Here is a 13,091-nt window from a genome sequence, read left to right on the forward strand (position 1 = left end):
TATAAGTTATGAATAGTAAAGAAGAGATTCAACAAAATAATGAACAAATTTTATCTTATCCTATTGATGATATTGTTGCAGAACGTTTTGGTCGATATGCCAAATATATTATTTTAGAACGAGCATTGCCCGATATCCGTGATGGTTTGAAACCAGTTCAACGTCGAATTTTGCATGCTATGAATGATTTGGGTTTAACCAATGATAAAGCATATAAAAAAGCAGCTCGTGTTGTTGGAGAAGTAATTGGTAAATATCATCCTCATGGTGATACAGCGGTTTATGCTGCTATGTGTAGAATGGCACAAGAGTGAAAGGTAGCATGACCATTAGTACAAATGCATGGTAATAAAGGTTCAATTGATGGTGATAATCCTGCTGCGATGCGATATACAGAAGCGCGTTTATCATTAATTTCAGAATTATTATTGAAGGATATTAAGAAAAATACTGTTAGTTTAATTAAAAATTTTGATGAATCAGAAACAGAACCAACAGTTTTACCTGCCTATTTTCCAAATTTATTAGTAAATGGTGCTTCTGGAATTGCTGTTGGAATGGCAACTAATATTCCACCTCATAATTTACAAGAAGTAATTAATGCAATTGTCATGAGAATTAATAATCCACAATGTAATTTAAGCGAATTAATGCGTGTTATTAAGGGTCCTGACTTTCCAACCGGAGGAATTATTCAAGGTATTAAAGGTATTAAAGAAGCTTATCGTTCTGGTAAAGGGCGAATTGCAATTCGTGCTAAAACTCATATTAATAATGAAGGTGAAATTCCACAAATAATTATTACCGAAATTCCATTTGAAGTTATTAAACAAGATTTGATTAAAAAAATTGATGATGTTAAAACATTAGCAAAAATTCATGGTATTAAAGAAGTACGTGATGAAACGGATCGTTTTGGTTTACGAATAGTTATTGATTTAGTAGAAGATAGTAAACCGCAAGAAATTTTAAATTATTTATTTAAAAATACCAATTTACAAATTTATTATAACTTTAATTTAGTAGCAATCGCTAACAAAAAACCAGTACAAATGAGTTTAATTAATATGTTAGATTTTTATATTAATCATCAAATTGATGTTGTTACTAAGCGTTCACAATATGACTTAGCACAATTAGAACGAAGATTAGAGATTGTTAATGGTTTAGTTATTGCATTAAGTGAAGTTGATAAAGTAATTAAAATTATTAGAACATCAACTGACCGTATGCAAGCAAAATTAAATTTAATATCAGCTTTTAATTTTACTGATATTCAAGCAGAAGCAATTGTACAATTGCGTTTATATCGTTTAACTGCTACTGATATTCAATCATTAGTTTTAGAAAAAGCAGATATTGAAAGTAAAATTATTGTTTTACAAGAAATTCTTAATAATGAAAATTCACTACGTCAAGTTATTATTACTGAGTTAGAACAAATTAATTCTCATTTTTCTGGATTAAGAAAATCACAAATTCAAGGTGAAATTTCTGAAATTACAATTGATGAAAAAGCAACATTGCGACAAGAAAATGTATTTGTTAGTATTAGTTATGATGGTTGAATTAAGGTAATAAGTAGTAAAGTATTTTTACAAAATCTTGATTATCAAGATTTTGGACGTAAGCCAAATGATGTTATTATTGGTGGAGCAATGTTCAATAATTTTAATAATTTATTATTTTTTACAAATAAAGGTAATTATTTTTTAATACCAATTTTTAAATTAGAAGAAAATAAATGAAAAGATAATGGTATTCATGTTAATACGTTATGTAAACTTGAAGGAAATGAAAAAATTATTAGTGTTGCGCAAGTTAATAGTTTTGAACAGCCAAATGTAAATATAGTAGTCGCTACTAGATATGGTTTAATTAAAAGAATGCCACTTTTAGAGTTAGCAACTACTAGATTTAATAAAACCGCCAAATATGTTAAGTTAAAAGAGAACGATAGTGTTATTAGTGTTAATAGTACTACCGGTCATGATTTTATTGTTATTAGTACTCGCAAGGGTATGACTTTAAAATATTTAGAAACGAAAGTTCCATTATTAACTAAAACTGCAACAGGTGTTAAAGCTTTGAAAATTAATTCTGAAGAAGATGAAGTGGTAGGAATGGCTTGTGGTAATAGTAATGATATTTATGCAATGTTAACATCAGTTGGAACAATTAAACGAATGTTATTCAATACTATTGAACAAACTTCACGAACAACAAAAGGTAATAAAGTAATAAAAGTTCCTAAAAGTAAAAGTATTAGTATTATTAAAACCTTCTTATCACCAGCAACATCTTTTATTAATATATTAACGAAAAAAGAAAAATGATTAGTGATTAAAGCAAGTGACATTAATCTTAGCAAGGTAAATGAAGGAACTGGCAAAGTAGTTGCTGATGATATTATTGCTGGTGGTAATAATTTAGTGATTGATTTAAAAACTGATGTTATTGATGCTGATATATCATCAATATCAGAAAATTTTAATACAAAAGAAAGCAACAATGGTATTTAAAATAAACTTTTTTATTGAAAATTATGAACTTTTTTAAAGAATTAGTTTTTTTGATTTTCATAATATAAATTTAAATAATAATTTTAGTTAAGAGTGAATAGGATAGGACTTATATCAATGCTATAATTATTATAGTAGTGATTTAAGGAGGAAGTATAGATGACAAATAATATTATTAAATATCAATCTCTAATTAATGGTGAGTTGTATGAAAATGGTAATTGAATATCAGTTATTAACCCCACTACTAATAAAATAGCAGGCCAAGTTCCTGCCTTAACTAAAGTTGAAATTAAAAAAGTATATGAATTTGCAAAATTTGCTCAAAAAAATTGAGAACAAATGCCTATTTTAAAAAGAATTTCTTTTTTAAATTCTTGAAAACAATTAATTATTCGCGATAAATTAATACTTGCTGAATTAATGACCAATGAAATTGCTAAAGGCACAAAAGCGGCTTGCAGTGAAATTGATAGAACAGTTGAATATATTGAATATACTTTACAAGAAGCATTACGTCTTCATCCTGAATCTTATACAGGTGATAGTTGAGGAAGTATGAACAAATTAGCTATTTTTGAATACGTACCAAAAGGAATTGTTCTTGCTATTTCCCCTTTTAATTATCCGATAAATTTATCAGTCTCTAAAATATTTCCAGCACTTGTGACCGGTAATAGTGTTGTTTTTAAACCTGCAACACAAGGATCATTGGTGGGATTACACTTAGCTAAATTAGCCAAAGAAGCTAACATTCCTAATGGTGTTTTTAATGCTATAAGTGGTAAAGGTAGTGAAATTGGTGATAGTTTAGTTGAAAATGAAGCAATTAATGTTATTTCTTTTACTGGTAGTGCTGTTGTTGGTAATCGTATTTCACAGAAATCTTTAAAAGCTGATTTGATTTTAGAATTAGGAGGTAAAGATCCAGCAATAGTGCTTAATGATGCTGATCTTGAAGATACAGCAACCAAAATCATTAAAGGTGCATTTAGTTATTCAGGACAACGATGTACTGCTATTAAGAGACTGTTAGTACAAAGAACAATTAGTAGCAAATTAATTCCAATTTTAAAAGAAAAAGTTGAAAAATTAACTGTTGGTTTGCCCACAGATGATTGTGATATTACTCCTGTTATTGATCAACCAACAGTTGATAATGCTAAAAAATTAATTAAAGATGCTTTAGATAAAGGAGCCAATTGTTTAATTGGTAATAAATTTAAAGAAAATTTAATGTGACCAACTATTATTACTGACGTAACAACAAAAATGAATTTAGCATGAGAAGAACCTTTTGCACCATTGTTGCCAATTATTATTTTTGATGAAGTAAAAGAAGCAATTAATATTACAAATAATTCACAATATGGTTTACAAGCTTCTGTTTTTACTACTAATATTAATAGTGCAATGAGTATTGGTAAATTATTAGAAGTTGGAAGTGTTAATATTAATGATCAGTCACAACGTGGTCCCGATCACTTTTCTTTTGTTGGTGTTAAGGATTCAGGTCTTGGCGTACAAGGTATTCGTCCTTCGTTACTTGCTTTTACTAGACCAAAAGGGATTGTTATTAATTGAAAAACAAAAATTTAAAAGAAAAAATAGTGGTAAGATAAAAATGTAATAAATTTTTGTCCTTGTTAATTAGATTTTTATTTTTTTAACATTCTTATATAAAAAGCATAATAAAAATATTACATATCATTGTAACTTTTATTTTAAAAAGTAAGTTATTAAAATAGTGCCGAGGATAAAGTACTGTTACATGAAATGCAAAAAATATGGAGGTAAATATGGCAAAACGAAAAATTGTCCTTGTTGGATGTGGAGCTGTTGGTAGTAGTTTTATTTACAGTGCCATTAATCAAGGTTTAGCCCAAGAATATGTATTAATTGATGCTTTTGAAGGTATAGCTGAAGGTAATGCGATTGATTTTGCTGATTGTCAAGCAGCTTTAGATCATCCTTTTATTTCAATTAAGGCTGGAAATTACAGTGATTGTAAAGATGCTGATATTATTGTTATTACTGCTGGAAGACCACAAAAAGATGGTGAAACAAGATTAAATATGGTAGCAGATAATGCCAAAATTATGAAGAGCATTGCTTTAGAAATTAAAAAATCAGGATTTAAAGGTGTTACTATTATTGCATCTAATCCTGTTGATATAATGACAACTGTTTATCAAAAAATTACACAATTTGATTATCATCAAGTATTAGGTTCTGGTACAATTTTAGATACCTTACGTTTACAATATTTAATTGGAGAAAAAATTGCAGTTAATCCAAAGTCAGTTGCTGCTTATGTAATTGGTGAACATGGTGATTCTTCAATGATTCCTTGAAGTTCGGTTTCGGTAGGTAATAAAACTATTTATCAACAAATTACTGAAGGTAGAATTAAAGAAAAAGATTTAGAAGAATTAAGAAAAGAAGTAGCACAAAGAGCTTATAAAATTATTAAATTAAAACGCGCAACTTTTTATGGTATTGGTGCAGCATTGGCATTATTAGTAAGAAATATCCTTGAAGGACAAAATCACGTTTTAGTAGCGGGTGCTTATTTACAAGGAGAATATGGACAGCAAGGTTTTTATATTGGTGTACCAACAATACTTTACGAAAAAGGTTGAAAAAGAGTAGTTCAGTTACCATTAACGAAAGAAGAGCAAACGGCATTTGATAAATCTTGTGCAATTATTAAAGAAACTTTAGAAACAGCTTTTGCTGCTATTAAATAAAAGATAGGAGTAGTTTATTCGTGAATACAAGTGTAGAAAATATGAATAATGAAGAAACATTAACAAGTATTGAAACTTATATTGCTGTTTATAAGTATGCATTAAAGAAAGCACAAAGTCCGTTATTAAAAACTTTTTTAATGGGTATTGCGGCCGGACTTTTTGTTGGTATTGCTTATATTGCGGCTATTTTTGGTAGTAGAGGATTAAGTGATAATGGTATTAAAAATTTAACATTTGGTTTTATTTTTACTTTAGCAATTACTATGATTGTCTTTATGGGTGGTGAACTTTTTACTTCTAATTCCATGATATTTATGCCATTAATAAAAAAACAAGTTAAGTTAACAAGAATGTTAATTAACTTACTAGTAGTATTAATTGGTAATTTTATAGGTTGTTTTATTCTTTCATTATTTACATGATGAGCAGGATTTTTTGATAATCAAGCTTTTTTGGATAATGCTGTTAGTATTTTTAATCATAAATTAGTAATGTCTTGATGAAAAGCCTTTTTTAGTGGTATATTATGTAATTTTTTAGTAGCAGGAAGTGTTTATATTTCTCATGCCACTCGTTCATCTACTGCTAAATTTTTATTAATAGGATTAGTAATTATGGTTTTTGCCTTATCTGGTTTTTCTCACGTTGTAGCAAATTCTTATGCTTGAGGATTAGGACCTTTGTTTAATATTTATGGAATTCATAGTGGATTTAATGACTTTTTACAATTTGGTTATCAAGTACAACTTCCAACCTTATTTGGTAATTTTATTGGTGGTGGTATTTTATTACCTGGTATGTATTATTTAATCTTTAGAAAAGAATTACCAAAAATAACATTATAAATATATTATTAGTTTAATATAAAAATTAATCCATTACTTTAGTTTTAAGTAATGGATTTATTAATTTTATGAAAATAAATTAATTGTAAATAGAAGTTATTTGATAAGCATATTTTAAAATTTGTCAAATTAAAGATTTTAAAAAGGAGAATGGTTTTGATAAAAAATATTTTTTAGAAAATAGATTAGAATACTTTAATATTAATTTTTTATTGCATTTATTTTTTTTGAAAATTAAAATGTAATTAACTTCTTAAATTTAAGAAGTTAATGGGGAAAAAGGGGGTTTTCATCATGAAAGCATTATTAAAAACATTAAGTGTTTTAACACTTGCAACAACTGTTAGCAGTTTAAGTAGTATTTTAAATACTAATAAATAGGTACGAATGCTAATCAGTTACAAGATTTAAAATGTAATCTTCAACAAAATAAAGATGATATTTCTTTAATTAATTTGAATAAAAAAGGTAAATTTTATTTTTTTAATAATAATCTTGGTTTAGTGATTAATGGAAATCAATTATGATTTTTAGATAAAGATAAGAAGTTTCAAGAAATTTCTAATCCTGATCATGTAAGATTCACTGAATTCACTAATGGTCAAGGAGGAAATTACGGAATTTTAACAGAAAAATCTACCAAAAACCTGTATTTATTAACTTCTAATGGTGTTTTAACTTCATTAAAAATAGAAATATTTAAAGAATTTAATCTTTATGGCAAGGTAACAGCAATTAGTAATACAAAATTTTTAATTGAAACAAAAATTTTAAATCACACTATACTTACTCTTGGAGAAGTAAAAGATCAAAAATTAATGCCATTAAAATTTGTTTCTTTATTTCATACAATAAAAGAAATTAACTATATTCGTGATGATGAAGTTATTATTAAGTCAGATAATGGAGACTATAGTCTTTTAATAAGTAATTCCGATTTTACTATTAATAAATTATCGTGAACAGCAAAATATTTTTTTAAAACTAATAGGGAAGTTTGAGTAATTAAAGATGATAATAATCAAGTATTAATTTATGATTATGTAAGTAATACATATTCTGAATTAGATCTTTATGGAATTGATATTATTAGATTAAATAGTAAAACATATATTTTAAAAGAAGATAGTAAAAATATTCAAATTATTGATTCATCAGGTCAAGTTATTAAAGGAAAATATAATTTTGAAATTTCTGATGATTATGATTTATTGAATATTAATAGTCAATTATTACTTTTATTTGATCGACAACAAAAAATGACAGTTAGAATAATTGAGAGAAATCTTAATTCTGAAAATGAATTAGTTGTATTAAAAACAATAAATTTAACTAATGAAATAAGTGAAATAAAATTATTAAATAATCAAGAAAATAAGGGTAAATCTTCAACTAATTTTTTCGTTAAAACATTAAATAATACAAATTATGTTCTTAATATTGATGCAAATATAAACAAAATTGAGAATTTAGAAGTTAATACTAAAAGTATTCCTGATGGAATGAATGGCGAAATTAATAGATATAATAAAACAGTTAGTATTTTTACACAGTATAAAACTGATGACTTATATTGATATCAAGTGTTTTAAATAATATTATTTAAATAATTACCTAGTTACTGATATTTTTTATTTTTAATATTAGTAACATTTTTTCATATAAGGAAGTTTAAAAATAATTCCTTTATTTAATTGAACTAACTATTTAATTATGCAATAATATTGTATTGTATATAACTCAATTATTATTAAGGAGGCGCACAATGCGTGATGGATTAACTTTAAGATGTGAAGTTTGCAAAGAAGAAAATTATATTGCTGATCGTAATAAAAAAACTAAGCCTGAAAAATTAGAAACAAAAAAACATTGTTCTCGTTGTAATCAACATACACTACATAAAGAAAAGAAATAAGTTTTACTTATTTCTTTTCTTTAATTTGCAGTACAATATACTTAGTTATTAATTAATGATTTATTAAAAGGATTGAATTTAAAATGAAAAATTTAAATAAAAAAGAAATTATTGAAACAATATTAACCAAAAATAAAATAGATGCTATGTTATTTTATTCTCCCGAAAATCGCTTTTGATATAGTGATTTTATTTCAACGTTAGGTTATTTATTGATTAGCAAAAATGATGCAAATTTATTATTAGATGGAAGATATATTACTGAGGGAAAAGAAAATGCCAAAAATGTTAAATGCATTCAATTTAGTAATATTTTTTCTTCATTGAAAGATTTATTAAAATCACAAAAAATTAAAAAAATTGGTTTTGAAGCAGAATATATTACTATTGCTCAATTAGAAAGTTGAAAGCAAGAAATTAAAGATATTGAATTTGTTCCAATTTATGTTAGTTCACTAAGAATGATTAAAGATGAAATCGAAATTGCACGAATTGCAAAAGCTTGTGCTATTGGTGATTTGGCTTTTAATGAAGTTTTAAACTTTATCCGACCTGGTGTTAGTGAAAAAGATGTTGAAGATATAATATTACGTTCATTTGTTAAAAATGGTGCAACAAAAGCATCATTTGATACTATTGTTGCTTCTGGAGAAAGAGGAGCAATGCCTCATGGTAAAGCTAGTAATAAAAAAATTGGCAATAATGAGTTAATTACTTGTGACTTTGGTTGTGTATATGAAGGTTTTTGTTCAGATATGACTAGAACTTTTGCGATTGGTAAAGTTAATCCAAAATTAATTGAAATTCATGAAATAGTTAAGTCAGCACAAATGGCAGGAATTAAGGCTGTAAAGCCGGGTATAGCTATTGGTGAAATTGATAAGATTTGTAGAGAATATATTAAAGAAAAGGGTTATGAACAATATTTTACTCATGGTACTGGTCATGGACTTGGTATTGAAATTCATGAATCACCTTGAGTTATTAAAAATGAATCTACTATTTTAGTTCCGGGAATGGTTATTACTGTTGAACCAGGTATTTATATTCCTAATTTAGGTGGTGTTAGAATTGAAGATGATATTTTAGTTACCAAAGATGGTTATCAAATTTTAACAAAATCATCTCGTGAAATTGATATTTGAAAGGAGAAAAAATAAAAATGATTAACGTTAATGATTTTAAACCAGGAATTACTTTTTTACATAATAAAACTGATATTTTAATAGTTATTGAATCAGCACATTCTAAAAGTGGACGTGGACAAGCGCATGTGAAAGTAAAAGCAAAAAATTTAAGAACACAAGCTATTATTAGTATTACTTTTACTGGTGGTGATACAGTTTATCCAGCTATTATTGATAAACGACCAGCAATTTATAGTTATGATGATGGTATGTATTCAGTTTTTATGGATAATGAAGATTATAATGAAATTAGGATTGATCAATCACGCTTATCATGAGAAAAAAAATTTTTAGTTCCTGGTAATGAAGTATCATTAAGGGTTTATAAAAATTTAGAAATATTAGGTATTGATTTACCTCCTTCGGTAGTATTAGCGGTTGTTGATGCTCCACCAGGAGTAAAGGGAAATAGTGTTTCTAATACAACAAAAACAGCTATTTTAGAAACTGGTTTACAATTACAAGTACCAATGTTTATTAATAATGGTGATAAAATTGTAGTAAGTACAGATGAAGGGAAATACAAAACTCGCGCTTAAGAAAGGTGAATATTATGGAAATACTTATTGAAGAAAGTAAAGTTGGAACATTAAAATTATCTTCGTTAATTATTAAAAAATTTATTTATATGTTATTAATTAATGATAACTATCAATTAACATTAGAAGATGTTGAAGTTCTAATGTTAGAAACAAATGATATTACTGCTATTAATAATAATATTGTTGTGCGAATAAAATTAATTGTTAATCCAAATGAAGATTTAGTAAATTTAAAAAATAAAATTAATAATTTAATTTTAAGACGTACTGAATCAGCTTTAAATTTATTTTTATTAAATATTCATATAATATTTATTGCTCAAACTAAGGAAGTAGAAATCAACAATGCAAGAACAAAAGAAGATAACCCAGCATCATAAAAGAATTGGCATGATGGAAGTATTATATCAATATTTCCTTGAAGGCCAATCACAACAATCGTTTAAACAATTTCTTTTTGAAGAAGAAGGTAAGAGTTTAATTACTGAACAATGTGAGATATTAAATAAAATAATTGATTATGAATATGATTTAATAGATTTAATCAATAATAATTTAAAACAAGGATGAGATTTTGAAAATTTAAAACCAATTGAACAAGCAATTTTAATTTTAGCAGTGTATGAAATTGTCCATACTAAAACAGATAAAAAAATTATTATTAATGAAGCTATTATTATAACTAAAGCTTATTGTCCAAATGATGCTTATAAATACATTAATGGTGTTTTAGATAAAATAAATAAGTAATTATAACTAGTATATGATTGAATTTAGTTAATAACTATATTTCTAATATAAATATATTATATTATTTTAAAGATAATTTTTTATTTTATAATCCAATATTTTTGTTCAATATAACTATTTTTTTAAAATTAATAGTTAAAAAATAAAAAAATAAAGTATATTATACTTATTAAGTAACACAATTCACCGCAAGATAATTTATTAATTATTTTGTTTTTTATGTTATGATTATTTTGTTATTAAAGTATATAAAATTATTAAAAAATCTGTGGAGTTTTATATATGCAAGAGAATTTTATATTAAAAAAGTATATTATGGTGCTTATGTTAAAAATATAGTTTTACCTATGAGTGCTATATTAAATAATAAACGTAATGGACAAGGTATTAAAAATTTAGGTATTAATGATAAAAAGTTGCGTAATTCTACTATTCGTACTAAAACAAAATTAATACATAAAGCATATCATAATTTTTATAATTCAAATGTTTTAAGTTTTGTTACTTTAACTTATAAAGATAATATGCAAGATATTAATAAAGCAAAACATGATATTGCTATATTCTTTAAACGTTTGAAACGTTGATGAAATGACCCTAAACGTGCTAAATATTTAGGTGAATTAAAATATATGTATGTTTATGAATATCAAAAACGCGGTGCTATTCATTTTCATATTCTATTTAATAGAAAAATACATAAAAGTATGTTACCTCAATGATGACCATTTGGTTTTAATGATGTAAAATTTGTTCAAAAAGGTACTAATGAAAATATAGTTAAGTATTTAAGTAAATATGTTGTAAAAGTGCAAAATGATATAAAATCTCAAAATCAATATGATTTAGGTGTGCGTGCTTATGCTTTTTCTCGTAATTGCTCTAATCCAAAAGTAATTAAAGGTCAAAAAATAATGTTATATCAACGTTTAATTGACGCTTCTGTAAATGCCTTACATACACAATTTTTTAAAAAGAAAATTGATAATTTAGGTCGTACTATACTTTTTGGTGGTAGTTTTGATACTACTGTTTTTGGCGATAATTTTAAAGATTATAATGAATATGTTTCAATTGATAGTATTCGTTTTAGAAATGCTATTAAAGGTATACCAAGAATTTTACATTAGTGAAATATTTTGATATAATTTATGAAAAATTGTAAAGAGTTGATTATTTTTATGTCTAATGAGAATTTAAAATATTTTTTAGATAATGCTTATAAACCAAAATGTGATTATAAAGAAGTAAACTTAGTTGCACCTAAAAGTAATGATTTAGAAATATGAAAATTATTTTTATTTCTATGTTTCATTAATGATAATATTTATCTTACATATTCTAGTTTAGAACTTAAATTTAGAAAAGCATTAATAAAAATTAATGTATTTCTTAAAAAAAGAATATAACTTAATGTTAAATAATGATGAAAAATTTAATCAAAATATATTTGAAATTAAAAATATAAAAGATGCTTTTGATGAAATAGATAAATTATATAATGAAGTAGCAAATAAATTTCAAAAATATAAGAAAAATAAATTATTGAAGTTAGAAGCACTTGAAATAAATTATTCAAGTTTTATAAATTTTATTTATTCTGATAATAAGTATAACTTAGGTATATTTTTAAATAATTATTGTTCAACTATTATTCAAATACCAAAATTAATTTTAAAAACAAAATATTTAGAAAAGAAAAAAACGAAAATAATCTTTTCATTTGTAAAAGATTTATTATTTTTAGTTTTATCTATTTTGTCAATAATATTAGCAATAGTTGCTTTAAAATAAAATATTATTTTTATAAAATCACTTGTATGTATATATATATATATATATAATGGTTAATAGCAAAGATGTAAAGTTTTACCACAGATTTAACTTTATGTTTTTGCTTTTTTTGTTGTTTTTTTATTTTTTTATGTTATATTATAAATAATAATGTTTATTACTCGTTACTCGCATTATTAATCTGGCTATTATTAGTCTAATCTGTGGAGGTTAAAATGTATTTTCTTTGTCAATTGACAAAAATTAGAAGTAATGAAGTAATTAAAGATGAAAAAAGTGGTAAGTCCAAAAATTATGATGTACTTACTTTTTCGCCGTTTTATGTTACTGATAAAGGTATTAAAATATCAACTGGTGAAAAATCTAAGGATAAATGGGTTTTACATGATAGTGAATTATTTATTAAACTTTCTAAAATGAATTTAAGTCTTGGTTCTTATTATGATGTTGAAATAACATGAGAAGCAAAAATTATTGACATACATAATTTAAAAACTAAATAGTTATTTATTATAGGGTAATTGTTAAATAATTATTTAAAGGATTTAAGTTATGTCAAAAATTAATAATTGTGCTTGTGAACAACATTTTCATTTAGCAATGTATATATGTAAACTTTGTGACCAAGTTATTTGTCCTAAAAGAGTTTTACAAAATTTATATACTGGAAAATATTACTGTCCAAATTGCATATTAGATATTGCTTTGGTTAAACAAAAAGAACAATTACAACAAAAAGAGAATTAAAAACTAAATAGGGAGCATATATATATATATATATAC

At 24.8% G+C, this 13,091-nt stretch carries 15 protein-coding genes; all 15 read left to right on the forward strand.

The annotated features are described in order from the left end of the window. The first annotated feature begins 8 nt into the window (after positions 1–8). Positions 9–2,522, forward strand: a complete 2,514-nt coding sequence (gene parC, locus AACK83_RS02385; RefSeq protein WP_338959200.1) for a DNA topoisomerase IV subunit A — start codon at positions 9–11, stop codon at positions 2,520–2,522. A gap of 159 nt (positions 2,523–2,681) precedes the next feature. Next, positions 2,682–4,121 (forward strand): NADP-dependent glyceraldehyde-3-phosphate dehydrogenase, encoded by a 1,440-nt coding sequence (locus AACK83_RS02390; protein ID WP_338959202.1) that lies wholly within the window; start codon positions 2,682–2,684, stop codon positions 4,119–4,121. 200 nt (positions 4,122–4,321) lie between these two features. Then, positions 4,322–5,272, forward strand: coding sequence for an L-lactate dehydrogenase (locus tag AACK83_RS02395; protein ID WP_252320496.1), 951 nt, complete (start codon positions 4,322–4,324; stop codon positions 5,270–5,272). 20 nt (positions 5,273–5,292) lie between these two features. Then, positions 5,293–6,120, forward strand: coding sequence for a formate/nitrite transporter family protein (locus tag AACK83_RS02400; RefSeq protein WP_338959204.1), 828 nt, complete (start codon positions 5,293–5,295; stop codon positions 6,118–6,120). A 455-nt stretch (positions 6,121–6,575) separates the two neighbouring features. After that, a complete protein-coding gene (locus tag AACK83_RS02405) occupies positions 6,576–7,712 on the forward strand; it encodes a hypothetical protein (protein ID WP_338959207.1) in 1,137 nt (378 codons plus the stop codon). A gap of 173 nt (positions 7,713–7,885) precedes the next feature. After that, positions 7,886–8,035, forward strand: coding sequence for a 50S ribosomal protein L33 (gene rpmG / locus AACK83_RS02410; RefSeq protein ID WP_174481164.1), 150 nt, complete (start codon positions 7,886–7,888; stop codon positions 8,033–8,035). 83 nt (positions 8,036–8,118) lie between these two features. Continuing rightward, on the forward strand, positions 8,119–9,195 hold the full coding sequence (locus AACK83_RS02415) for a M24 family metallopeptidase (RefSeq protein ID WP_252320433.1): 1,077 nt from the start codon (positions 8,119–8,121) through the stop codon (positions 9,193–9,195). A 2-nt stretch (positions 9,196–9,197) separates the two neighbouring features. After that, a complete protein-coding gene (efp, locus tag AACK83_RS02420; protein ID WP_174481165.1) occupies positions 9,198–9,761 on the forward strand; it encodes an elongation factor P in 564 nt (187 codons plus the stop codon). A gap of 14 nt (positions 9,762–9,775) precedes the next feature. Continuing rightward, positions 9,776–10,144: a hypothetical protein gene (locus tag AACK83_RS02425; RefSeq protein ID WP_338959220.1), complete on the forward strand. Its 369-nt coding sequence runs from the start codon at positions 9,776–9,778 to the stop codon at positions 10,142–10,144. Then, positions 10,110–10,514, forward strand: coding sequence for a transcription antitermination factor NusB (gene nusB / locus AACK83_RS02430; RefSeq protein ID WP_338959222.1), 405 nt, complete (start codon positions 10,110–10,112; stop codon positions 10,512–10,514). The genes AACK83_RS02425 and nusB overlap by 35 nt, the downstream gene beginning before the upstream one ends. Positions 10,515–10,861: 347 nt before the next feature. Next, entirely contained in the window at positions 10,862–11,644 is a 783-nt protein-coding gene (locus AACK83_RS02435; protein WP_338959224.1) for a rolling circle replication-associated protein, read from the forward strand. 51 nt (positions 11,645–11,695) lie between these two features. Next, on the forward strand, positions 11,696–11,923 hold the full coding sequence (locus AACK83_RS02440) for a hypothetical protein (RefSeq protein ID WP_338956646.1): 228 nt from the start codon (positions 11,696–11,698) through the stop codon (positions 11,921–11,923). Between the two features lie 4 nt (positions 11,924–11,927). Beyond that, positions 11,928–12,308: a hypothetical protein gene (locus tag AACK83_RS02445; RefSeq protein WP_338956648.1), complete on the forward strand. Its 381-nt coding sequence runs from the start codon at positions 11,928–11,930 to the stop codon at positions 12,306–12,308. A 215-nt stretch (positions 12,309–12,523) separates the two neighbouring features. Then, entirely contained in the window at positions 12,524–12,811 is a 288-nt protein-coding gene (locus AACK83_RS02450; RefSeq protein ID WP_338956649.1) for a hypothetical protein, read from the forward strand. Positions 12,812–12,860: 49 nt separating this feature from the next. Next, positions 12,861–13,055: a hypothetical protein gene (locus tag AACK83_RS02455; RefSeq protein WP_338959227.1), complete on the forward strand. Its 195-nt coding sequence runs from the start codon at positions 12,861–12,863 to the stop codon at positions 13,053–13,055. Positions 13,056–13,091: the final 36 nt, after the last annotated feature.

It is taken from the genome of Spiroplasma endosymbiont of Tiphia femorata (genome assembly GCF_964020225.1).
In the GTDB taxonomy this organism is placed as follows: Bacteria; Bacillota_I; Bacilli_A; order Mycoplasmatales; family VBWQ01; genus Spiroplasma_E.